At 74.3% G+C, this 22701-nt stretch carries 21 protein-coding genes; 6 read left to right on the top strand and 15 right to left on the bottom strand.

The genetic code is table 11. From position 1 onward, the window contains the following. Positions 1-9: 9 nt before the first annotated feature. Genes ACQEVU_RS23355 through ACQEVU_RS23340 form a run of 4 tightly spaced genes read right to left on the bottom strand, consistent with a single transcriptional unit; the run spans position 10 to position 2990 of the window. A complete protein-coding gene (locus ACQEVU_RS23355) occupies positions 10-771 on the bottom strand; it encodes an energy-coupling factor ABC transporter ATP-binding protein (RefSeq protein ID WP_433326901.1) in 762 nt (253 codons plus the stop codon). Then, positions 768-1691 carry a cobalt ECF transporter T component CbiQ gene (cbiQ, locus tag ACQEVU_RS23350; protein ID WP_433326899.1) on the bottom strand — a complete coding sequence of 308 codons (924 nt, stop codon included), beginning with the start codon at positions 1689-1691 and terminating at the stop codon, positions 768-770. The genes ACQEVU_RS23355 and cbiQ overlap by 4 nt, the downstream gene beginning before the upstream one ends. After that, the gene (gene cbiM / locus ACQEVU_RS23345; RefSeq protein WP_433326897.1) at positions 1688-2755 is read right to left on the bottom strand and encodes a cobalt transporter CbiM; all 1068 of its coding nucleotides are present in this window, start codon (positions 2753-2755) and stop codon (positions 1688-1690) included. Before cbiM ends, cbiQ begins: the two co-directional genes overlap by 4 nt. Positions 2756-2786: 31 nt before the next feature. Further along, positions 2787-2990: a TauD/TfdA family dioxygenase gene (locus ACQEVU_RS23340; protein WP_433326895.1), complete on the bottom strand. Its 204-nt coding sequence runs from the start codon at positions 2988-2990 to the stop codon at positions 2787-2789. A 215-nt stretch (positions 2991-3205) separates the two neighbouring features. On the opposite strand from ACQEVU_RS23340, the gene ACQEVU_RS23335 reads away from it, so the two are divergent. Then, positions 3206-4165: a proline racemase family protein gene (locus ACQEVU_RS23335; RefSeq protein ID WP_433326893.1), complete on the top strand. Its 960-nt coding sequence runs from the start codon at positions 3206-3208 to the stop codon at positions 4163-4165. Continuing rightward, the gene (locus ACQEVU_RS23330; protein ID WP_433326891.1) at positions 4162-5052 is read left to right on the top strand and encodes an ornithine cyclodeaminase family protein; all 891 of its coding nucleotides are present in this window, start codon (positions 4162-4164) and stop codon (positions 5050-5052) included. Before ACQEVU_RS23335 ends, ACQEVU_RS23330 begins: the two co-directional genes overlap by 4 nt. Here the strand turns inward: ACQEVU_RS23330 and ACQEVU_RS23325 are convergent. Together ACQEVU_RS23325 and uxaC are read right to left on the bottom strand one after the other, a co-directional pair. Then, positions 5049-6221, bottom strand: coding sequence for a mannitol dehydrogenase family protein (locus tag ACQEVU_RS23325; protein WP_433326889.1), 1173 nt, complete (start codon positions 6219-6221; stop codon positions 5049-5051). The genes ACQEVU_RS23330 and ACQEVU_RS23325 overlap by 4 nt on opposite strands. Next, on the bottom strand, positions 6218-7639 hold the full coding sequence (gene uxaC / locus ACQEVU_RS23320) for a glucuronate isomerase (protein ID WP_433326887.1): 1422 nt from the start codon (positions 7637-7639) through the stop codon (positions 6218-6220). The genes ACQEVU_RS23325 and uxaC overlap by 4 nt, the downstream gene beginning before the upstream one ends. 142 nt (positions 7640-7781) lie before the next feature. On the opposite strand from uxaC, the gene ACQEVU_RS23315 reads away from it, so the two are divergent. Next, positions 7782-8783, top strand: a complete 1002-nt coding sequence (locus tag ACQEVU_RS23315) for a LacI family DNA-binding transcriptional regulator (RefSeq protein WP_433326885.1) — start codon at positions 7782-7784, stop codon at positions 8781-8783. Between the two features lie 301 nt (positions 8784-9084). On the opposite strand, the gene manD is transcribed toward ACQEVU_RS23315, so the two are convergent. From manD to ACQEVU_RS23295, 4 genes are all read right to left on the bottom strand, one after another. Further along, entirely contained in the window at positions 9085-10323 is a 1239-nt protein-coding gene (gene manD / locus ACQEVU_RS23310; RefSeq protein WP_433326883.1) for a D-mannonate dehydratase ManD, read from the bottom strand. A 110-nt stretch (positions 10324-10433) separates the two neighbouring features. Continuing rightward, positions 10434-12359, bottom strand: a complete 1926-nt coding sequence (locus ACQEVU_RS23305; RefSeq protein WP_433326881.1) for a putative bifunctional diguanylate cyclase/phosphodiesterase — start codon at positions 12357-12359, stop codon at positions 10434-10436. A 218-nt stretch (positions 12360-12577) separates the two neighbouring features. Next, a complete protein-coding gene (locus tag ACQEVU_RS23300) occupies positions 12578-13315 on the bottom strand; it encodes an OmpA family protein (protein WP_433326879.1) in 738 nt (245 codons plus the stop codon). A 718-nt stretch (positions 13316-14033) separates the two neighbouring features. Further along, positions 14034-14918, bottom strand: a complete 885-nt coding sequence (locus tag ACQEVU_RS23295; RefSeq protein ID WP_433326877.1) for a hypothetical protein — start codon at positions 14916-14918, stop codon at positions 14034-14036. Positions 14919-15159: 241 nt separating this feature from the next. On the opposite strand from ACQEVU_RS23295, the gene ACQEVU_RS23290 reads away from it, so the two are divergent. Both ACQEVU_RS23290 and ACQEVU_RS23285 read left to right on the top strand, forming a co-directional pair. After that, the gene (locus tag ACQEVU_RS23290) at positions 15160-15726 is read left to right on the top strand and encodes a hypothetical protein (RefSeq protein WP_433326875.1); all 567 of its coding nucleotides are present in this window, start codon (positions 15160-15162) and stop codon (positions 15724-15726) included. Positions 15727-15758: 32 nt separating this feature from the next. Then, entirely contained in the window at positions 15759-16244 is a 486-nt protein-coding gene (locus tag ACQEVU_RS23285) for a hypothetical protein (protein WP_433326873.1), read from the top strand. Here ACQEVU_RS23285 and ACQEVU_RS23280 read toward each other — a convergent pair. The 3 genes from ACQEVU_RS23280 to ACQEVU_RS23270 all read right to left on the bottom strand — a co-directional run bounded on the left by ACQEVU_RS23280 (position 16241) and on the right by ACQEVU_RS23270 (position 19606). Then, positions 16241-16696 carry a hypothetical protein gene (locus tag ACQEVU_RS23280; protein ID WP_433326871.1) on the bottom strand — a complete coding sequence of 152 codons (456 nt, stop codon included), beginning with the start codon at positions 16694-16696 and terminating at the stop codon, positions 16241-16243. The two genes, ACQEVU_RS23285 and ACQEVU_RS23280, sit on opposite strands and share 4 nt — an antisense overlap. Positions 16697-16776: 80 nt before the next feature. Next, positions 16777-17307, bottom strand: coding sequence for a GtrA family protein (locus ACQEVU_RS23275; RefSeq protein ID WP_433326869.1), 531 nt, complete (start codon positions 17305-17307; stop codon positions 16777-16779). A 61-nt stretch (positions 17308-17368) separates the two neighbouring features. Beyond that, the gene (locus tag ACQEVU_RS23270; protein ID WP_433326867.1) at positions 17369-19606 is read right to left on the bottom strand and encodes a LuxR C-terminal-related transcriptional regulator; all 2238 of its coding nucleotides are present in this window, start codon (positions 19604-19606) and stop codon (positions 17369-17371) included. A gap of 146 nt (positions 19607-19752) precedes the next feature. On the opposite strand from ACQEVU_RS23270, the gene ACQEVU_RS23265 reads away from it, so the two are divergent. Further along, positions 19753-20319, top strand: a complete 567-nt coding sequence (locus tag ACQEVU_RS23265) for an adenylate kinase family protein (RefSeq protein ID WP_433326865.1) — start codon at positions 19753-19755, stop codon at positions 20317-20319. Between the two features lie 3 nt (positions 20320-20322). Here ACQEVU_RS23265 and ACQEVU_RS23260 read toward each other — a convergent pair whose 3' ends face one another. Both ACQEVU_RS23260 and ACQEVU_RS23255 read right to left on the bottom strand, forming a co-directional pair. Further along, positions 20323-21507, bottom strand: coding sequence for a M48 family metalloprotease (locus ACQEVU_RS23260; RefSeq protein WP_433326863.1), 1185 nt, complete (start codon positions 21505-21507; stop codon positions 20323-20325). Between the two features lie 40 nt (positions 21508-21547). After that, the gene (locus ACQEVU_RS23255) at positions 21548-22552 is read right to left on the bottom strand and encodes a LacI family DNA-binding transcriptional regulator (protein ID WP_433326861.1); all 1005 of its coding nucleotides are present in this window, start codon (positions 22550-22552) and stop codon (positions 21548-21550) included. Positions 22553-22701: the final 149 nt, after the last annotated feature.

Below are 22701 nucleotides of genomic sequence, written 5' to 3'. Positions count from 1 at the left end.
TGTCAACGGTCAGGAGCGCAGCGCGGCCCGGGCGTGGATGAGGTTGGCCGACAGCAGCAGGTCGCGGTCGTCGAGGACCTGGGCGGTCGGGGCGTCGGCGATCACCCGGTGCTGTTCGCTGAAGACGACGCACCGGTCGGCGAGGTCGGGCAGCGTGTCGAGGTCGTGGGTGGCCAGGACGATGGTCTTGCCGGCCGCGCGCAGCTGCTCGAGCAGCTCGATGAGCCAGAACTGGGTCCGCGGGTCGAGGGCGGCGGTCGGCTCGTCGAAGAGCAGGACCTCGGGGTTCATGACGAGGACCGAGGCGATGGCGACGCGCTTCTTCTGGCCGCCGGAGAGCTGGAACGGGGCGCGGTCGGCGAGGTCGGCGATGTCGAGCATTTCCAGCACGTCGTCGACCCGGGCGCTCGTGGTCGCCCGGTCCAGGCCCAGCTGCAGGCAGCCGAACGCGATCTCCTCGCGCACCGACGGGGAGAAGACCTGGGCGTCGGAGTTCTGGAAGACGAAGCCGACGCGGGCGCGGAAGCCGCGGTTGAACTGCTCGTCCTCGAGCTTGTCCTCGGTGACCTCCTCGCCGAACGCGGTGAAGGTGCCGCGCTCGGCGAAGAGCAGGCCGTCGAGGAGCTTGAGCAGGGTGGACTTGCCGCAGCCGTTGGCGCCGAGCAGCGCGACCGTCTCGCCGCGCCCGACCCGGAGGCTGACGCCGTCGAGGGCGGGGAAGCGTTCGACGTACCGATAATGCAGGTCCTTGCACTCGAAGACCGTGGTCATCGTCCCACCTTGTGATCCGCCACCAGGATCGCCGCGGCCAGGGCGGCGGCGAAGAGCGTGAACGCGATGTCGGCGCCGCGCAGCCGGAAGCCGGCGAGGGTGCGGGCGTCGCCGGCGTAGCCGCGGGCGGTCATCGCCTGATGCACCTCTTCGGAGAGCTGGTGGGCCTTGCCGAACAGCGTACCGGCGCCGGCGGCGACGAACTTGCGCCCGCTCGCGGTCGCGGCGCGGCCGGTGTCGGCGACGAGGGTGCGGGCGCGGCGCGCGGTGTACATGTCGTCGACCGAGTCGAGCAGCAGGAACAGGTAGCGGTAGGCCATGCCGATGATGAGCACGAAGATCTTCGGCACGCCGAGCCCGCGCAGCGCGGCCAGCAGCCGGGCCCAGGGCGTGGTGAGCGTGAGCAGCACGACGAGGGAGATCGAGGTGGCCACCCGGGCGATGATGATCCCGGCGCCGTGCAGGCCCTGCTCGGTGACGCCGTGGGTGTGGCCGTGCCAGGTCCACAGCGGCAGCAGCACGTGCCCGGGCGTGACGATCGACAGGGTGGCCGGCAGCACCACGATCCCGGTGAAGATGGGGATGAACAACCAGACGCGCTTGATGAAGAAGCTCAGCGACAGCCCCGAGGCGACGGCCAGCGCGACGGTGGCGACGTAGGCGCCGGCGAGGATCGGCAGGGAGTGCACGAGCCCGACGACGATGAGCAGGCCGACCATCGTGACGAGCTTGACCCGCGGGTCGAGGCGCTGCAGCAGCCCGGGGCTCTTGGCGATGTCCTCGGAGAAGATCGCCTGGCGCAGCACGCCGGTCGCCCCGGCGAGGGTCTTGGCCACGAAGCTGCCCTTGCGCCGCTTGCCGATGCAGCCGCACGGGCACAGGCCCAGCTCCGGCTCCAGCAGCCACGCCGGGGTCGTCATGAGTGCACCGGCGGGGAGTCGAGGTCGGCCGCCTCCCGCTCGCCGCCGCGCAGCCGGCCGATGAGCCAGGTGACGCCGAAGACGAGGCCGGCGACGACGACCACGCCGATCAGGGCCGAGAGGATGTACTGCCACCAGCTCCCGCCGCCGTAGTCGGGCAGCAGGGTGCTGCCCCAGAAGTCGGTGTACTTCTGCAGCCCCTCGGGCACCGCGCCGAGATGGTACTTGGCCAGGTCGAGGTCCTCGGGGGCGTCCTCGCCGAACGCGCCGCCGGGCGCCAGCAGCCCCAGCGGGCTGATGACGGCCATGATCCCGAGCGTGACGAGGGCGGCGCGCAGCGGGCTGACCGGCCGGCGCTGCGTCTCGGCCGCGGTGAGCGGCACCTCGGGCGCGTTGATGCGCAGCAGCGGCACGTTGGCCCGCTGCAGGTAGGCGACGACGCCGCCGGTGAGCACGCCCTCCACGACGCCGGCCACGACGAGGTGGGCGAGCATCATCGCCGGGATTGTCTGCGAGAGGTGGAACGGCGCGTAGAGCGGGGTGCCGTCGGCCTTGTGGAACAGGTCCGGCTGCACGCCGAACTCGACCGCGGCGGCCAGCGCCGAGGCGTTGAGCCCGGCGTAGGCGCCGACCGCGCCGGCCCAGACGCGCCGGCTCGAGGTGAGCGCGGTGTTGCGGGTCAGCAGCCGGTACACCCCGTAGGCGACGAACGGCAGCACCACCGCCATGTTGAAGGCGTTGGCCGGGAAGGCCAGGATGCCGCCGTCGCCGAAGAACAGGGCCTGGATGAGCAGGGCTATGGACACGGCTATGCATGCCGCCCACGGCCCGAGCAGGATGGCGATCAGCCCGCCGCCGACCGCGTGCGCGGTGGTGCCGTCCGGGATCGGGATGTTGAACATCATGACCACGAACGAGAACGCGGCGCCGAGGGCGACCAGCGGCACGTAGCGGCTCTTGACGACCTTCTTCACGCGCCGCGCGGACTGCCACCACAGCGGCAGCATGGCCGCGCCGAACACGGCGCTGGTCTGCGGGCTCAGGTATCCGTCCGGAATGTGCACGACCGCCTCCTAGGTTGTTGGCAGTCTTTCGCTATCGCCAGTTATTTGCAACAACGTCCGGCGATGTGATCCACTGCACAGCGTCGAGGTCGGCGTAGCAGCCCTGCAGGTGGCGGTCCCACGAGCCGGCCGCGTCGGCGAACGCGGTGCGGGCGTGCAGCACCCGGGTGTTGTCGAAGATCACGCAGTCGCCGGGGGCCAGCTTGAAGGTGACCATCGCCGCGAAGCGTGCCATCGCCGCATGAACGGCGCCGGAACGCCGGATATCCCTTCGGCGCGGCGCGGCCGTTACCGTCGTCGCCGTGACGACGCGGTTCCAGGTGGTGTACTGCGACGGCTTGCACCGTGCTGCTGCGTCGCGGGCACCGTGGCGGCCGCCCCTGCATGTCCGATCCCGGGGGCGCGGCGGCGGACCCGGCGGGTCGATGAGCAGGGGGTACGCTCGGGCGGATGCGCACGGTTGACTTCCACACCGGCGGGGAGCCGTTCCGGATCGTTCCCGAGCCGCCGGTGGAGATCCGCGGCGCGACGGTGGCCGAGCGGCGGGTCTTCGCGATGGCCGACCCGGCGGTCGACGGCCTGCGCCGCCTGCTCTGCTTCGAGCCCAGGGGCCACGCCGACATGTACGGCGGGTTCCTCGTCCCGCCCGACGACGCCGGCGCCCACCTCGGCGTGCTGTTCTGGCACAAGGACGGCTTCTCCACCGCCTGCGGGCACGGCACCATCGCCCTGGGCGTGTGGGCGGTCCGCTCGGGCCGGGTCCCGGCGCCGGCGGACGGCCGCGCCGACGTGGTCATCGACGTCCCGTCGGGCCGGGTGACCGCCCGCGTGCACCGCACGGCGGGGAAGGTGACCGCGGTCGACTTCGTGAGCGTGCCGTCGTTCCTGATCGCGGCCGCCGTCGAGGTGCCGACGAGCCGGGGCCCGGTCGAGGCCGCCGTGAGCTACGGCGGCGCGATCTACGCCCAGGTCGACGCGGCCGCGGCCGGCCTCAGCGTGGCCCCGGAGCACCACCAGGCGCTCATCGCGCTGGGCCGCGAGGTGAAGTGGGCGCTCAACGACCACCCGGTGGCCCGCCACCCCACCGACGAGCGGCTCAGCGGCATCTACGGCACGATCCTCTACGAGCGGGTCGGACCGCTGCACCAGCGCAACGTGACCATCTTCGCCGACGGCGAGCTGGACCGCTCCCCGTGCGGGTCCGGCACCGCGGCCCGGGTGGCCACGCTGATGGCCACGGGCGAGCTGCCGCCCGGGGCCACCCTGGTCCACGACTCGATCGTCGGCTCGCGCTTCACCGCCCTCGCGGAGCCCTCGCCGGTCATCACCGGGATGGCGTACCCGACCGGCACCCACGAGTTCGTCGTGGACCCCGACGACCCTCTCGTGCCCGGGTTCGTGCTGCGATGATCCCGTACTTCTCCGCCGCCGACATCGCGCGCCGGGTGCCGCCCGCGGCCGCGGTCGCCGCGATCGAGTCGGCGCTGCGCGGCCCGGTCGACCCGGCGGCCGGCGTGCCGCGCTCCTCGGTGCCGGTGCCGGCGGGCGAGCTGCTGCTCATGCCGGCCGCCTCGGCCGCGCACGCGGGCGTGAAGATCGCCGCCGTCGCCCCGGCCAACCCGGCTCGCGGCCTGCCCCGCATCAGCGCCGTCTACGTGCTCTTCGACGGGCCGACGCTCCGGCCGGTCGCGCTGCTGGACGGCGCCGCCCTGACCGCGCTGCGCACGCCCGCGGTGTCGGTCGCCGCGATCCGCCCGTCGCTGCCCGCCGGCCCGCTGCGGGCGGTCGTCTTCGGCGCCGGCCCGCAGGGCACCGGCCACATCGCGGCGCTGTCCGCGGTCGCGCAGCTGTCCGCCGTGGCCGTTGTCGTGCGCCACCCGGACCCGGGCTCCGGGTTCCTGCGCGCCGGCACGCCCGAGGTGGCGGCCGCGCTCGAGGCGGCGGACGTGGTCGTGTGCGCGACGACGGCCCGCACGCCGCTGTTCGACTCGGCGCTGCTGCGCGACACCGCGGCGGTGATCGCCGTCGGTTCGCACGAGCCCGACGCCCGCGAGGTCGACGCGGCCCTGTGCGCCCGCGCGGCGGTCGTCGTCGAGGACCCGGCCACGGCCCTGCGCGAGTGCGGCGACGTGATCCTGGCCGTCGCGGAGGGCGCCCTCTCCCCCACCGACCTGATCCCGATGCGCACGGCGGTCCGCTCCGCCGCCCGCCCGGGCAACGGGATCGTGCTGTTCAAGGGCTCGGGCATGGCGTGGCAGGACCTCGTGGTCGCGGAGGCGGTCGCCGCGGCCGCCTAGGGTTCCACGGCGGCGGCGAGCTCCCGGTCGTCGGCGAGGTCGGGGGCCAGGCGGGCGAGGACCGCCCGGGCGGACGACGCGACGGCCACGTACGGGGCGGCGCCGGCGTCGCGGACCGGGATCGGGCCGCCGCGCAGGTGGCGGATCCAGGCGGCGAGGATGCCGGCCGCGCCGGCCGGCAGGCGGCCCGCCGCTCGTTGCGAGCGCAGGACCGGCAGGACGCGCACCGGCAGCTTCTGCGAGCCGTCGGCCGCGATCTGCTCGAGGCGGTGCCGGATGCGCCCGTTCGACCAGCGTCGCAGCAGCGCCGCCCGGTAGTCGGCCACCTCGGCCGGCGGCAGCGGCAGGCAGGGCGACGCCTCGTCCCACCACCGCTCGAGCTGCGCGCGGCACGCCGGGTCGGCCACGGCGTCGGCGACGGTTTCGTGGCCGCGGGCGCCGCCGGCGTACGCGAGCAGGGAATGGCCGCCGTTGAGCAGCCACAGCTTGCGCTGCTCGTGGGGGCGCACGTCGGCGACGAAGCGGGCGCCGGGCACCTCCCAGGCCGGGCGGCCGGCGGGGAAGTCGCCGCTGAGGACCCATTCGTGGTAGGGCTCGGTGACGACCGGGGCGGCGGGCGGCGAGGCGGGGGTGATGCGGTCGACCATCGTCGACACGAACGACACGTGCTCGCCGATCCAGGACGCCAGGGCCGGGCCGGCGGCGGCCGTCACCGCGGTGCGCAGCACGTCGCCGTTGGACGGCAGGTTGTCGCACGGGACGATCGCGATCGGGCCGGCGCCGGCGGCACGGCGGGCCGACAGGCCGTCGAGCAGGCGGGCGGCGAGCGCCGGGTCGGCGTAGGCGGCCTCGGTGACGGTCAGCGTCGCGATCGCGGTCCGCGGGCTGGACCAGACGCGGCGCCAGGCCGCGACGTCGGTGCCGGGGTGGACCTCGCTCAGCGACGCCGGTACCACCGTCTCGTCGGTCTGCGGGCCGCGGATCACCAGGTCGTAGACGCCGTCGCGGGCGCGCAACACGTCGGGCAGGGCGGATGAGCGGCCCGTGAACGCGGCGATGCCCCACTCGGCGGCGTCGGGGGCGGCGTGGGTGTACCAGGCCTGGTGGGCCCGGAAGAAGGCGCCGAGTCCCAGGTGGACGATCCGGGTGGGCGGCCGGCGGCGGCTCACAGCTTGAAGACCTTCGCCGGCTGGGTCGTGACGAGCGCCTCGATGGTGTCGAGGGCCTCGTCCTCCTCAAGGCGGTGCTCGGCGACGAGGCCGGCGAGGAACCCGGCGTCGAGGCGGCGGGACATGTCGTGGCGGGCCGGGATCGAGCAGAACGCGCGGGTGTCGTCGATGAAGCCCGACAGCCGGCCGAAGCCCGCGATCTCGGTGACCGCCTGCTGGAAGCCGCGGATCGCGGCCGGGTTGTCCAGGAACCACCACGGGACACCGGCGTACACGGCCGGGTAGAAGCCGGCGAGCGGGGCGATCTCGCGGGCGTACACCGACGGGTCGACCGTGAACAGGACCAGGTGCAGGTTGGGGTGGGTGCCGTAGCGGGCCAGCAGCGGCTGCAGGGCGCGCGTGAACTCGGCGGCGACCGGGATGTCGTGGCCGGTGTCCGGTCCGAAGGCCTCCAGCGACGCCGGGTGGTGGTTGCGGTACACCCCCGGATGCACGGTCATCACCAGCCCGTCGTCGCACGACATCCGGGCCATCTCGAGGATCATGTGGCGGCGGAACGCGGTCGCCTCCGCCGGCGTCGCCTCGCCGGCCAGCGCGCGGGCGTAGATGCGGGCCGCGTCGGACGGGTCGAGGGGCGCGGCGGCGGCGTCGATGTGGCCGTGGTCGGTGGAGACGGCGCCGCGCTCGATGAAGTACCGCCGCCGGGCCTCCAGCGCGGCCACGAACCCCGCGTAGTGGCCGGTGTCGGCGTCGGCGACGGCGCCGAGGCGCTTGACGGCCCCGGGCCAGTCGCGGCGGCCGGGCTCCAGGTAGCGGTCCGGGCGGAACGTCGGCACGACCCGGGCCGCCACGCCGGGGTCGGCGGCCAGGGCGGCGTGCGCCTCGAGGTCGTCGGCGGGGTCGTCGGTGGTGGCCAGGAACTCGATGCCGAAGCGGCGCAGCAGCGCCCGCGGCCGGTAGGCGTCCTCGCGCAGCCGGGCGGCGATCGCGTCGTACAGCGCGTCGGGGTCGGCGGTGTCGGGGCGCTGCGCCACGCCGAAGATGTCGTGCAGCTCGGTGGCGAGCCAATACTGCACGGGTGTACCGCGGAATGCCGCCCAGTGCGCGCACAGCTCCCGCCAGACGGCGCGGGCGCGGTCCTCGGGCAGCGGGCCTTCCCCGACCCCGAGCCGCCGCAACGGTACGCCGTGCGCGTGCAGGATCCGCGTCACGTAATGGTCGGGCTGGATGAACAGCGAGGCCGGGTCGGCGAACGGCGCGTCGTCGCGCAGCATGCGCGGGTCGACGTGCCCGTGCGGCGAGATGATCGGCCGGTCGCGCACCGCCTCGTACAGCCGGCGGGCGACCGGCCGGACCGCCGGGTCGGCCGGCAGGAGACGGTCGGGGTCCAGCCGCAGGGGCACGGGGATCTTCGCCATGCCACGACCCTGCGGTACCGCCACCCGTCACGCCAAACGGTTGCCACGTGTTGCCAGGACTTGCCACGCCGGCGTATGGTTGGCAACCGGTTGCCTTCTGCCTGGCTGTCGCTGTCGTCTGGTCGTTTTCTGGAGTGCTCCTGTGGCCGAGGACGGACCCGCCCGCCGCTCGCCGACGACGATCTACGACATCGCCCGGACGCTCGGCGTCAGCCCGTCGACCGTGTCCCGCGCGCTGCACAAGCCCGGCCGCACCAACGCCAAGACCGAGCAGCGCATCCGGGAGGCGGCCGAGGCGCTCGGGTACCGGATCAATCCCCTGGCCCGGGCCCTGCCGACCGGACGGACCGGAACCCTCGCCCTGATCCTGTCCGACATCACCAACCCGGTGTGGTTCGACCTGATCCGCGGCGCCGAGCGCGTCACCGCCGAGCACGGCCGCACGCTGGTGCTCGCCGAGTCGCAGGAGTCGCCGGAACTGGAGCGGCACACCGCCGACCGCCTCGTGCCGTCCGTCGACGGTTTCGTGCTCGTCGCCTCGCGCCTGGACGACGCCGAGATCCGCGCGCTGGCCGCGCGCAAGCCGGTCGTCGCCGTCAACCGGGCCGTCGCCGGCGTCGAGTGCCTCGTCCCCGACGTGGCCCCCGGCATCCGCGCCGCCCTGGCCCACCTCGCCGGGGCCGGCCACCGCTCGGCGGTCTTCCTGTCCGGCCCGGCCGCGTCGTGGATGAGCCAGGCCCGCTGGGACATCGTGTTCGACGAGGCCCCGCGCCGCGGCCTGTCCATTGTGGAGATCGGCCCCGGCGCCCCGACGATGGAGGGCGGCGCGTCGGCCCTGCGCCGCGTCCTGGCCAGCGGGGCGAGCGCCGTGCTGGCCTACAACGACCTCATGGCGATCGGCCTGCTGCACGCCTGCCGCGACGCGGGCGTGGCGGTGCCGGACCGGCTCAGCATCGTCGGCTTCGACGACATCTTCGGCTCGGACTTCACCTCGCCGCCGATCACCACAATCCGGGCGCCGCTGGGCGCGCTGGGGGGCGGGGCGGTGCGGCGGCTGATCGCGCTGACCGCCGGCGAGCCGCCCCCGAAGCAGGCCCCGCTGTCGACGGAGTTCGTACCGCGCGGCTCAACGTCACGCCGCTGAACGTGCCGACCGATAAGTCGGGCGCTGGCGCGCCACGACTTATCGGATTTTTCTCCCGACGGGGCATATGTCCGATACAGCGAACCGGGCAGGTCGCGTGCGCCCGGCCTCGCCCAGCGGACCGGGACGATCGCCCAGCTTCGGCCGCCCGGTCATGCGGGACCGAGCACGGCCGGACGAACGAGGCGGTGCGGCCCCGGCTGGCCGCGCCCGCGGCCGCGATGCGCCGATGTGCGTGAGGGCTGTGCGAAGTTCCGGCGCCCGACGCACCCGGGCGGAGCGTGATCCGGGAGCGAGAACGTCACCAGTCGTGGACCGTGCCGTCGGCGAGCCGGTTGAAGGGCAGGTACGCCTGCTCGTACGGGTACTTGCCCGCCTCGTCGACATCCAACTCGACGCCGAGCCCCGGCTTGTCCCCCGGATGCAGCAGCCCGCCCGACCACGTGAACGACTGCTGGAACACGGCGTCGGTGCGCGAGCCGTGCAGCATGTACTCCTGGATGCCGAAGTTGTGGATCGCGAGCCCCAGATGCAGCGCCGCGGCCATGCCGACCGGCGAGATGTCGGTCGGGCCGTGCATGCCGGACTTGATCTGGTACTGCGCCGCGAAGTCGAGAATCTTGCGCAGGTGCGTGATCCCGCCGGTGTGCGTGACCGCGGAGCGCACGTAGTCGATCAGCTGCTCGCGGATGATCAGCTGGTAGTCCCAGACGGTGTTGAACACCTCGCCGATGGCCAGCGGCGTCACGGTGTGGCTGCGCACGAGACGCAGCGCCTCCTGGTTCTCCGCCGGCGTACAGTCCTCGAGCCAGAACAGGTCGTACGGCTCCAGCGACCGGCCCAGCTTCGCCGCCTGGATCGGGGTGAGCCGGTGGTGGGCGTCGTGCAGCAGCGGCACCTCCGGGCCGAACTCCGAGCGCACCGCCTCGAACACGGTCGGCAGGTGCCGCAGGTACGCGCGGGTGTCCCAGTCCTCCTCGGCCGGCTGGACGCCGCGCTGCGCGGGCTCGTGGTCGTAGCGCACGCCGGCGTTGGCGTCGAACGCGACGTTGGAGGCGATGCCGTAGATGCGGTTGAGGCCCGGCACCCCGGACTGGATGCGGATCGCCCGGAACCCCAGCTCCTGGTGCTTGCGCACGCTGTCGAACAGCTCCGGCAGGTCCCGGCCGGAGGCGTGGCCGTAGGCGAGCAGCCCGGCCCGGGAGGCGCCGCCGAGCAGCTGGTACAGCGGCATCCCGGCCGCCTTGGCCTTGATGTCCCACAGCGCCACGTCGACGGCCGCGATGGCCGCCATCGTCACCGGCCCGCGCCGCCAGTACGCGCTGCGGTACAGGAACTGCCACGTGTCCTCGATGCGCCCGGCGTCGCGGCCGATGAGCAGCGGCACGACGTGGTCGCGCAGGTAGCTGACCACGGACAGCTCGCGCCCGTTGAGGGTGGCGTCGCCGAGCCCGGTGAGCCCGTCGTCGGTGGTGAGCTTCAGCGTCACGAAGTTGCGGTCGGGGCTGGTGACGATGACTTCGGCCCGATCGATGATCATGCGAGTCCCTTGCGGGTCGGCGGCGGGTGCGCTCCATCCGACCGCCCCGGGACCGCCTTTGTCAACCGGTTGCCACCGCTGCCCCGCAACCCCTTGGCCGGGACCCGACGCTACGGCCGGACGACCAGTACCCGGGACTCCAGCCAGGCGTCGAGCTGCTCGGCCGGCATCGGCCGGGCGTAGTGGAAGCCCTGCGCGATGTCGCAGCCCAGCTCGTGCAGCGCGTCGACGTGGGCGCTGCCCTCCACCCCCTCGGCGACGACGGTCATGCCCAGGTTGTGGCCGAGCTCGATCGCGCCCCGCACCAGGACGGCGTCGTCGTGGTCGGTGTCCATGTGCTGCACGAACGTACGGTCGACCTTGAGCTCGTCGACGGGCAGCTGCTTGAGGTACGCCATCGAGGAGTACCCGGTGCCGTAGTCGTCGATCGACAGGTGTACACCGAGGTCGTGCAGCTGCCGCAGCGTCGCCGTGGCCTGCGCCGGGTTGGCCATGACGGCCGACTCGGTGACCTCCAGGCGCAGCAGCGCGGCTGGTACCCGGTGCTCGCCCAGCAGCCGCGTGACGTGCTCCACCAGGGCCGGGTCGAGCAGGCACCGGGGCGAGAGGTTCACGGCGACGGGCACCTCCCGGCCCGCGTCGAGCCAGGCCCGGGTCTGCGCCAGGGCGCGGCGCAGGACGTACAACGTCAGGCGGTTGATCAGTCCGGTCGTCTCGGCGACCGGAATGAAGTCGTTCGGGGCGATCGGCCCGCGCACCGGGTGCTGCCAGCGCACGAGCGCCTCCACACCGCTGAGCCCGCCGTCGCTCAGGCGCACCTTCGGCTGGTAGTGCAGCGTGATCTGGTCCTCGGTCTCCAGCGCCCGGCGCAGGTCGCCGAGCAGCAGCAGCCGGCTGCTGTCCTCCGCGTGCATCGCCGGCCGGTAGGCGACCGTGCCGGTCTTGGCGTCCTTCGCCGCGTACATCGCGATGTCGGCGCAGCGCAGCAGCTCGTCGGCGCTCGCGGCGTCCTGCGGGGCGGAGGCGACGCCGATGCTCGCCTCGATGTCGACGGTGACGTCGCCGAGGACGAAACTGCGGTGCAGCTCGGCCTGCACGCGCTGGGCGAGCTGCACCGCGTCTTCACTGCCGGTGTCGGGCAGCAGAATCGCGAACTCGTCCCCGGCCAGCCGCGCGACGGTGTCGCCGGTCCGCACCGCGCCGGTGGCGCGCCTGGCGACCTGGCGCAGCAGCTCGTCCCCGTAGTGGTGGCCGAGGGTGTCGTTGACCTCCTTGAACCGGTCCAGGTCGAGCATGAGCACCGACGGCTCACCCTCGAAAGCCTCGGTGGTCCGGGAGGTGAACAGCGCCCGGTTGGGCAGCCCGGTGAGCGGATCATGGGTTGCGCGGTGCGCACTCTCGGTCGCCTGGCGCACAAGCCGCCGCTGGTACCCCACCGCGATCGCGGAGAACGCCACGATCATCGCCAGCCCCACCCCGAACGTCGACACCGTCGCGAGGAACACGACATGCTCGACCTGGTTCAGGCGGGTGTTGGCCTCCGCGGCCGCGGCCACGTGCTCGGCCGTCGCCTCCTGCAGCATGAAGTCGATCTGGTATGCCGCCGGGTCCACCTCGTCGCGGTTGAGCCGGAAGATCTCGGCCGGGTTGGCGTGGTCGACGGCGGCGAACAGCTTCTCGACCGAGGCCAGGTACAGCGGCTGCAGGATCCGGGCCTGCACGACGAGGGCCCGGTCGTGAGCATTGCCGCGAGCCTGGATCTGGTCCAGCGCCGCCTGGAAGTGCGCGGCCGCCTCGGCATGCTGGGCGCGGGCACGGCGCTCGGGTTCGATGCGGTACTGCTGCTCGTAGATCTCCTCGCGCGCCACCGCGTCACGGGCGATGTGGTACGACTCCGCCAGCGACGTGGCGGTCTGCGCCGCGCGGGCCGCGTTACGGGTGGCGACCGTGCCGACGACGCTCACGCCGGTCAGCGCCAGCAGCACCGCGGCCAGGCCGATGAGCGCGGCGCGCCGCCTGAGTTGCGATCGTGGCACCCGTGCCCGCTCTCGTCCACGCGCCCGCCAGCCGGCCGCACCGAACGTACCGTCGGCACGCCGACCGCCGCGTTGACATCGCCGAAGTTGCGGAACAGGTGCAGCTCGCCCCGGGCCACCCCTGAGGCCCGGCCGCTGCTCCCGGCCGGCACCCGCAGCGCAGCCGAACAGCAGCACCGCGCGACGTTCCCGGCGCCACGGTCCCAGCGCCTGGAGTCTTAGGGCAGGCGGATGGCGAGCTCGACGCGGCGGTTGAACGCGCGACCGGCGAGGCTCGGCGAGCCGTCCGGGTTGGTCTCCTCGACCAGCGGCTGGCTGCTGCCCAGCCCGGCCGCGCTGACCTGCCCGGCCTTGACGCCGTGCCCGGTGAGGTAGTCCCGCACGGTCGCGGCCCGCCGCTCCGACAGCGCCTGGTTGTTCGAGGCCGTACCCGTCTTGTCGGTGTGCCCGCGGACCTGGATCGCACCCCCGGCGAACTTCGCGTTGATGAGCGCCACGACCGGGTCGAGCGTGTTGTTGTCACCGAGCCTGTCGCTGCCGGTGGCGAACAGGTTGTCGCTGTTGAACACGAAGATCACGACGCGTTTCCCGTCGGTGGCGCGGGCCGTGACCAGCGACCCGGAGATCCCGGTGAGGTCCGCGTCATAGGACGGCAGCCGGTACAGCGAGTCCTTCACCAGCCGCGTCCCGTCGTCCGGGTCGTTGGGGTTGGGGATCGTGCACGGGATGCGCAGCACGAGCCCGGCGCCGAAGTCCTGCTGCCCGCAGTCCGGGTCCGGCGTACCGTCCTGGTCGAGATCGTCGACCCCGAGCGACGACGCCGCGGCCGACGCCGGCGCACCGGTCGCCGCCCCCGGTCCAGCGGCGACCGGCGCGGCCGGCTCGCCCTTGTCGCCGGACGAGCATCCGGCCAGCAGCAACCCGCCCACGATCACCATCGGTAACAGCGCCCTCATGCGCCGCAATCTAGGCGCCGCCCGTTTCCGCCGCCCGCCTGTAGCGGATTGCCGACACCGCTTACGGCAACCGGCGCCGCGAAGCCAAACCGACCAGCCGCCACACCGACGCGCCGCGCAACACCGCTCGGTCGCGGCGGCCGCCGAGAACACGGCGACATCGACCGTCCGGCCGTTAGAGCGCCGCGCCGCGCAGCGCCGCCAAAGCCTGCAGCGTCGCAAAGCCCCGCCACGCGATCGCGGAAGCCATCGAGGGGGGCGGGCGAGCGGCGCGGCGGGCGAGCGGGCGCCGCGGCGGGCGAGCAGGCGCCGCGGCGGGCGAGCGGCGCGACGGTCGGGCGGCGCGGCAGGCGAGCGAGGACGACGGCGGGCGAGCGGCGCGGCGGGCGAGGACGACGGCGGGCGAGCGACGCGGCGGGCGAGGACGACGGCGGGCAAGCGGGCGGCACGGCGGGCAAGCGGGCGGCACGGCGGGCAAGCAGGCGGCGGGCGAGGACGACGGCGGGCAAGCGGGCGGCGCGGCGGGCGAGCGGGTGGCGCGACGGTCGGGCGGCGCGGCAGGCGAGCGAGGACGACGGCGGGCGGGCGGCGGCGCCGCGGCGCGGCGGGCGAGGACGGCGACGGGCCGGCGACGGCCGCGGTGGACTGCGCCCCGGCCGGCGGCTGCGGCCTGCCGTCGGCGTTGCGCAGCGCGTGGTGACGTCGGCCGTCCGGACCGTTACAGCGACGCGCCGCGCAGCGCCGCCAAAGCCTGCAGCGTCGCGAAGCCCCGCCACTCGATCGCGGCGGCCGGCGAGAACGCGGTGAAGTCGACCGTCCAGCCGCCGTCCTCGCGCTGCCCGGCCGCGGTCCGGGACAGCTCGGCCCGCACCGTGGCGGCGTCGAACATGGCGCGGGCCGGCCCGTCGGCGTGCGGGGCGAAGCTGAGCGGATGCAGGACCTCGCCCTCGGCGCCGCCGGCGACCGGGGTCGGCCCGTCGCGGACCACGAACCGGCTCAGGTGCTCCAGCAGTTGCCCGGCCCGCGGCACCCGGGCGGCGGCCGCGTCCAGGAAGTGCATGGCGAACATCAGCACGTAGGCGTGCGGGGCCTCCTCGGTGCGCTCGATCTCGTCGAGGCAGTAGCCGGTCGCGGCGGCCAGCCACGGATGCTCGGCGACGTCGGCGCGGTGCCGGGCGAGGCGGTGGGCCTGGGCGGCGAGCTGTGCCGTCATCTGCAGCGTCGGCACCGCCGGGTCGGCGCCGACCCAGTGCGGAGCGCTGCCCTCGGTGTCGGGGAACCCCAGCGCGAACGGCACGCCGCCGCCGGCGAACGTGTGGGCGGCGAGCCAGTCGAGCAGCTCGATCGGGCGGCGGCTCGTGGTGTCCGGCAGGTCGGCGAGGACCTCCAGCGCGCACATGGCGCCGACCGGCTGGCTCGTCGTGGAGCGCAGGTCGGGCTCCAGGCCCCAGCCGTAGCCGCCGTCGGGGTTGCGGTAGGCATCGAGCGCGGCGAGCACGTCGTCGGCGGTGGCGTGACCCAGGGCGAACTGCAGCCGCCGCCGGTCGAGCACGCGGGCGTGCGTCGTCATGAACGCCACGGCGGCGTCGAGGTCGATGTCCATGCCTCTGATCCTGCCAGCGGGGTACGACAAAAACGCCCGGCTCACATGGCGCACCGCATCCTAGGAAACTAGGTAAGCACCCCAGCCATCGACGCGGGCGAGGCGAACGCCCGCGCACGCACGCACAGAGCGAACGCCCGCGAACGCACAGAGCGGCAGAGTGGCGCACATGATCGGCGGGTGAGGGCGGGGACGTCGGTGCGGGCTAGCGTTCGTACCGGAAGCGTCGGAGGGAGCCGCCATGTCGTCTGTCACGACCACACTCGCCGTCATCGTGATCGTGCTCATCATCGCCGCGGCCGTCGTCATGGCCGTCGGGCGGTATCGGCGCTCGCGAGACCTGCGGCGGCGCTTCGGGCCGGAGTACGACCGGGCCGTCGCCGAGCAGCCCAGCCGCCGGGCGGCGGAGCGCGACCTGCAGGGGCGGGAGCGGCGCCACGCCGGACTGCAGCTCAAGGAACTCGAGCCCGAGCAGCGGCAACGGTACGCCGAGCAGTGGCAGCAGACGCAGGCGCACTTCGTCGAGCAGCCGGAGGCGGCCACCCGGGAGGCGGACGAGCTCGTGACGCTCGTGATGGCCGAGCGCGGCTACCCGGTCGGCGACTTCGACACCCAGGTCCAGGATCTCAGCGTCGAACACGCCGAGACCCTGGGCCACTACCGCGACGCCCACGAGATCAACCAGATCAACGAGCGCGGCCAGGCCTCGACCGAGCAGCTGCGGCAGGCGCTGATGCACTACCGCATCCTGTTCGCCGACCTGGTCGGCGACCCCCGCGGCGGCGGGCCGGTACCCCGCCACGGCTGACCACGCAATCTCTCTGGAAAGGCGGACCCGCCATGCAGGAGCAGCGCCCGACCGAGACCACGCCGGGCACCGCGATCCCGATGCCGCCGGCCACCCCGCAGGCGCCGGGGCAGCCCGCCCCGCAACCGGCAACGCAGGCCACCACACCGCCGCCGGCGCCGGCGCCGGCGCCGACGGCCCCGCAGGCGGCCCCGCCGGGCACGCAGCCGACCCAGGAGGCGAGCCCGGAGCCGGCCGCCGCGAGCAGCGAGAGCACGTGCATCTGGGATCCGGGGCAGGCCGAGCAGCTACGGCAGCGCTGGCACGAGATGCAGACCCGGTTCGTCGAGGACCCCACCGCGACCGTCGCCGAGGCCCGGCAGCTGCTCGACGAGGCCGTGCAGTCCCTGGCGGACAACGTCCACGAGCGCGAGGAGCAGCTGGCCCGCGCCGGCGCCCGCGGCTCGGACAGCACCGAGGGCAAGCGCGACGCGGTGCAGCAGTACCACCGCCTGCTCGACCGCCTCCTGGCGGTCTAGGACGAGCTGCCGTCCAGGGTCACGGCGACCACGAACAGTACGAACAGCGCGACCGGGATGCACAGGCCGATGATGGACATCGGGCGGGCCAGCAGCGGCTTGCCCGGGTCCATCGGGCGCTGGCCGCTGCCGTCGGCGGCGGGCTGCGGCGCCGGCAGGCTGGCGACCTTGCCGCGCCGGAACAGGTTGATGAGGATCGTGATCGGGGCCGCGATGATCGAGCCGTAGCTGTACCAGCCCTGGATGAGCGTCTTCGACGTCATGCTGCGAAACGTCGCCAGGCCGCAGTCGCGGCAGAACGGGCCCTGCAGGCTCAGGAACCGCATCAGGATGATCATGCCCTGGTGGCCGCGGAACGTCGTCTGCACCGCCGGCACGCAGCCGCAGAAGCGGCACCGCACCGCTTGGGCGCCGGCGTACTGCTGGGCCGGCGACGGGAAGGTCTGGCTCATGGAGGGGGCCTCATTCATTGATCACGGGGTACGGAAGCACGCAGAGATTACGCGAAACTTCCCGACCCGTGGGGGCACCCTCAGGCGACCGGTCCGCCGACCGCGTCCAGGTCCGGATCGGAGTCCTCGACGGCGACGGCCGGCGCGGGGACCGGGCGGTCGCGGAAGACCCACCAGCGCGACGCCGTGTAGGTGAAGACGGCGACGAAGACGGAGGCCAGCACCCGCGCGATGCGGAAGTCCAGGCCGAGCATCGTCAGCGCGGTGGTCACCACGACGGTGATGAGGAAGTCGCCGACCATGACCACCGCGTAGCGCAGGAACTGCTTGCCCACCGGCGCGTGCGAGCGGAAGTTCACGGTCCGGTTGAGCATGAAGTTGAGCGTGAACGCCCCGATGTAGGCGATGGCGACCGCGACCGCGATCGGCAGGTGCGTCCAGTGCCGCAGCATGGCCAGGACGGCCAGGTCGATGGCGAACGTGAAGCCGCCCAGCATCGCGAACCCGGCCAGCTCCCGCGGCACGAACCGGCGCACCCGCGGCGGGAGCCGGTCGACCCAGGCGGTGAGGAGGTCGCCCAGGCGTTCGGCGCGCGTGCGGTCCACCGTCATGGGCCAATCATGACCGAGCGCGCCGGGGCGCCGGTCACCAGGTTCCGATTGCGGACATTCGCTACGGCCCCGGTGTCAGATGGTGGTCCAGCGCGTACCGGGTCGCGGCGGCCCGGTTGCGCACGCCGATCTTGCGATAGATCGCCCGGAGGTGTGCGGCGATCGTGCGCTCGCTCACGTGCAGGCGCCGGGCCATCTGCGCGCTGGTGAGGCCCTCGGCGAGGATGCCGAGCACCATGCGCTCGCGCTCCGTGAGGCCGTCGCCGTCCGCGAGCACGGGGCGCTCGGTACCGGCCGGGGCGAGCAGCCGGCCCGGTTCGGGGCAGGCGGCCAGGATGCGCCGGGCCCGGGCGCGCAGCGCGGCCGCGGAGTCGTCCTCGCCCAGCCGGTCGCGGGCCTCGGCCAGGGCGGCGAGGACCTCGACGAGCTCGATGCGGTACGGGCCGCGCTGGGCCAGCTCCAGCGCCCGGCGCAGGCGCGGCTCGGCGGTGTCGGGGCGCCCCTCGGCCAGGTCCAGCCAGCCGGCGACGTAATGCCGGGAGTAGGTCGAGCAGTGCTCGTCGAGGCGCCGCCAGCGCTCGTCGCGGGCGGTGCGCTCGGTCCACTCGCGGGCCGCGTCGAGGCGGCCGAGGCTGCAGTACGTCAGCATCATCCCGCCCTTGGCCTGCACCGTCAGCAGGTGGTTGCCGGTCGCCTCGGCCCGGGCCAGGCACCGGCGCAGCGCATGCACCGCGGCGTCGTCCTCGCCCCGGCGCCGGTCGGCGTAAGCGGCGTGGACCAGCGACAGGCTGTACCAGACATCGCTTCGAGGAAGGTCGGACAGCGCGCTGCGCGACCAGCGCCGCGCCTGCCCCACATCACCCGCGGCGTAGCCGCGCAACTGCCGCAGCATCGCCTTCTTGGCCTCGATCCGGGCCCGCAGCCGGTCGTTGCGGCGCGGCGACGAGCCGGCCTCCTCCAGCCACGCCGCGGCGCCGTCGAAGTCGCCGGCCAGCACCGCGGTCATCGCGCGGGCGATGAGCAGGCGGGCGTCGGCCTGCAGGATCGCGCCGCCCATCGCGTCGAACCAGGACAGCACCGCGGCCACGTCGCCGTCGTTGGCGACGCGGAAGAAGTTGGCGCGGATGAGCCGCCCGGCGGTGTCGGGGTCGCCGGCGGCGACGGCGTGACGGACCGCCTCCGCGGCCAGGCCGTGCGCCTGCAGCCAGGCCGCGGCCCGCCGGTGCAGCTGCGGCACCAGCTCCGGCTCGGTGGCCCGCAGCTCGCCCAGCAGGATGTCGCGCAGCAGGCGGTGATAGCGAAACCACGTGCCGTGGCTGTCCAGCGCGACGAGGAACAGGTGGTCCCGCTCGGCCCGGCGCAGGATCTCGGCCGCGTCGTGACCGCCGGTGACCTGGTCGCACAGCTCGGCGCAGTACCGGTTGAGGATGGCCGTACGGCGCAGGAAGGTGCGCACGGCGGCCGGTTCGCGGCCCAGGAGCTCGGCCATGAGGTACTCCGCGATGTTGCGGTCGGCGCCGGAGAACGCCTCGACGACCTGGTGGACGTCGGGCCGTCCGCGCAGCGACAGCGCCGCCAGGTGCAGCCCCGCGCACCAGCCCTCGGTGCGCTCGTAGAGCAGGTCGAGGTCGGCCTCGGGCAGCGGCGCGCCGATCTCCTGGGCCAGCAGCCGGGCCGCCTCCTCGCGGGTGAGCCGCAGCTCCTGCGGGCCGAGGTCGACCAGCAGGTTGCGGGCCCGCAGGCGGCTCGTCGGCCACTCGGCGGGCGGCTCGTGGCGGCTGGCCACGACGAGGCTCAGCGACGGCGGCAGGTGCTCGACGAGGAACCCGAGGGTCGCGTGGATGGCCGGCGCGGCGACGAGGTCGTAGTCGTCGATGACCAGCGTGACCGGGTGGTCGAGGACGGTGAGGTCGTTGATCAGCGTGGGCAGGACGTCGCCGGGCACCGTGGTGCCGGGCGCGGCCAGGACCCGCCCGGCCCGGCTCGCGGCATCGCCGACGGCGTCGGTGAGGGCGGCGATGACGTACGCCCAGAACGAGGTGACGGTGTTGTCGCCGGCGTCGGGGCTGTACCAGGCGAGGTGGCCCGAGGCGGCGATGCGCCGGGCCAGCAGCGCCAGCAGGGTCGACTTGCCGCAGCCGACCGGGGCGCCGACGAAGGCGAGCCGGCCCGGCACCGCGCGTTCGGCCAGCTGGTCGACGAGCGCGGGGCGGTCGAGGTAGCCGGGCCACAGCCGCGGCGGCACGAGCTTGTTGCGCAGCAGCGGCGTGAATGCCGGCGCGACCTCTTGCTCCAGCACCCGTCCGACCGTAGCGCGTAGGCGGACCCGCCTACGCAGGCCGCCGCGGCCGGGTTCGGCAGTTGTGCCGATGGAGGGCCGGTACGCCGCCCGTAGCGTCGAGCGCGTTCACCCGACCGATCGCCATCCCGACCAGGAGACGATGCATGCGAGTCCTGCTGATCGGCGCCCCCGGTGCCGGCAAGGGCACTCAGGGCGCGCGGATCGCCGCCCACTTCCACATCCCGCACATCGCCGCCGGCGACATCCTTCGCGGCCACGTGGCCCGCCGCACCGCCATCGGCCGGGCGGCCCGCCGCCACCTCGACCGCGGCGCGCTGGTCCCCGACGACGTCTTGTTCGACGCGCTCGGCCACGCGCTGACCGGCGCCGCCGGCTACGTCCTGGACGGCCTGCCCCGCACGGTGGAGCAGGCGCACCGCCTGGAGCGCCTCGGCGCCGAGCACGGCCTGGAGCCCGACGTCGCGCTGCACCTGCGGGCCGATGACGAGGAGCTGACCCGGCGGCTGCTGGCCCGGGGCGCGACCGGCGGGCGCAGCGACGACACCGCGCCGGTGATCCGGGAGCGGCTGGGCCTCTACCACCGCACGACGGCGCCGCTGCGGGCCTGGTACTCGCTGCGCGGGCGGCTGCTGTCCGTCGACGCGATGCGCCCGGCCGACCTGGTCGGCCGCGACGTCCTCGCCGCGCTGGAGGCGCGCTTCGCCGCGTGAGCCTCAGCCGTACCGCAGGTCCCGCGCCATCCGCCGGAACTCCCCCGCCAGCTCGGCGTCCACCCCGGCGCAGCCGGCGTCGTCCCGCGGCGGCGCCGGGTGATCCGGCAGCGACCGCAGGAGCCGCATCCGGTACGCCGGCGGCGGATGACCGGCGAACGGCGAGGCGTCCGGCGCCGACTCGGCGACGCCGTGCTCCAGCACCGAGCGGGCGAGGGCCCGCCACGCCTCGGGGTCGGGCCGGTCGCTGCCCCCGGCGCGCACGTGCCGGCGCAGCACGGTGAGCACCGGCTCCCGGGCCGCGAGCAGCGACACGGCCTCGAGCGCGGCCGCCGAACCGGCGACCTCGGCGGCGACCGCATCCGCGCGGTACTCGGCCCGGTGCACGTCGGACCGGGCCGCGCCGACGACGGCCAGCCGGACCAGCACCGACAGCCACTGCAGGACGGCGAGGACGGGGCGCAGGAGGACCTCGGCGTACCAGACGTCGGCGGCCACGCCACCGAGCTTGCCGAACCCGCCGGTGGCCAGGCTCGCCCGCAGGAGCTGCGGATCGTTCGTGGCCCGCATGGTGGCGGGTGGGCGCGGCTCGAACAGCAGGACCAGCGCCGACAGGCTCTCGTCGACGGCGGCGGCCGGACCGCCGCGCAGCGGGTCGCCGCTGTCGAAGTGCGCCAGCTGGTGGGCCACGACGGCGGCGCGCTGATCGGCGTCGAGGACCGCGAGCAGCGGCGCGCCGAGCCGCAGGTAGCGGCGGCGCAGCACGCCCGTGGTCGCGCCGTCGGCGGCGAAGCGGTCGTCGACGACGATGAGGCCCGGGGCGGGCACCCCGACCCGCTCGGCGACCCGGTCGACGAACGCGAACAGGTGCGGCGCGTCGCGGCGGTGCAACCGGGTGGCGTACCGCGGCAGGCCCGGCGGCCGCGGCAGCAGCACCACGCCGAAGGCGAGCAGCGCCACGCCCGGCAGCAGCGTGTAGCTCGGGAAGTGCCGCACGCACAGCCACGCGCCGAGCGCGAGCGAGCCGAGGGCGACGATCTGGACCAGCACCGCGGCCGCGACGACGAAGGCCCGCGTGAGGTGCCAGCCGGGCCGAGCCGGCGTGCGGCCGGCCGCGACCAGTTCGGCGACGAGCGCCGCGTCGTCCCGCGCCGCCCGCCGGGCGATCCAGCGGTTGAAACGGTTCACGCCTCCACTGTCAACCTTCGATGCAAACCGGCGCAACGGGTCAGGCTGTGACCGTACTCTCCCGCACGACGAGCGAGGTCGCGAGCTCCATCCGCGGCGTCTCGATGTCCTCGCCCCGGGCCAGGCGCAGCACGGTGCGGGCGGCGAGCAGGCCCATCTCGGCCAGCGGCTGGCGCACAGTGGTCAGCGGCGGCGATGCCCAGCGGCTCTCCGGCAGGTCGTCGAAGCCGACCACGGACACGTCGTCGGGCACGCGCAGACCGCGGCGGCGCACCGCCTCGTAGACGCCGAACGCCATCTGGTCGCTGGCCGCGAAGATCGCGGTCGGCGGCCGGTCCAGGCGCAGCAGCGCGTCCGCGCCGGCGCAGCCGGACTCGTGGTAGAAGTCGCCGGGCTGGATGAGCTCCGGGTCGGCCTCGACGCCGGCCGCGGCCAGCGCCGCGCCGTAGCCGTCGAGGCGGGCCCGGCTGCACAGCAGCCGCTTCGGCCCGGCGATGAAGCCGATGCGCCGGTGCCCGAGCGCCAGCAGGTGCTCGGTCGCGGCCAGGCCGCCGGCCCAGTTGGTCGCGCCGATCGTCGGCACGTCGTTGACCGGCCCGCCGGCCGGGTCGACCACGGCGAGCGGGATGTCGAGGCGGCGCAGTTCGGCGTGCAGCGGCGGGGTCACGTCGGAGGTCACGAAGATGACGCCGTCGGTGGCCCGGGCCCGCAGGTTCGACAGCCACTGCCGGGCCGAGGCGGCCTCGCCGTGGATGGCGGAGACGACGGTGCCGATGCCCGCGGTGTGGGCGGCCTCCTCCACCCCGCGGATGATCTCGACCGCCCACGGGCTGTCGAGGTCGTTGAACACGAGGTCGAGCAGGCCCGACGAGGAGCGCCCGGGCACCCGGCGGCGGTACCCGTGCTCGCGCAGGATCGCCTCGACGCGCTCGCGGGTCCCCGGCGACACGTCGGCGCGACCGTTGAGCACCCGCGATACGGTTGGCACCGACACCCCGGCCGCCCGCGCGACCGCCGCAAGGTTTCCGGAATTCCCCTGGCTCACGGTTGCACGATACGGGTGTACATCCACCAGGAACAGCCGGAAACGCGCTGAAAGGCTTCCGGAAAACATTGACAGGCCCGAGTGGCCGGTCCAATATTGGCGCCATCGACGAGCCTCGACGGCCGCCGACCCGGTCACCCGCCATGACC

The sequence above is a fragment of the Dactylosporangium sp. CA-139066 genome (genome assembly GCF_050936175.1).
Lineage (GTDB): Bacteria > Actinomycetota > Actinomycetes > Mycobacteriales > Micromonosporaceae > Dactylosporangium.
This window is presented reverse-complemented; position numbering and strand designations above follow the sequence as displayed.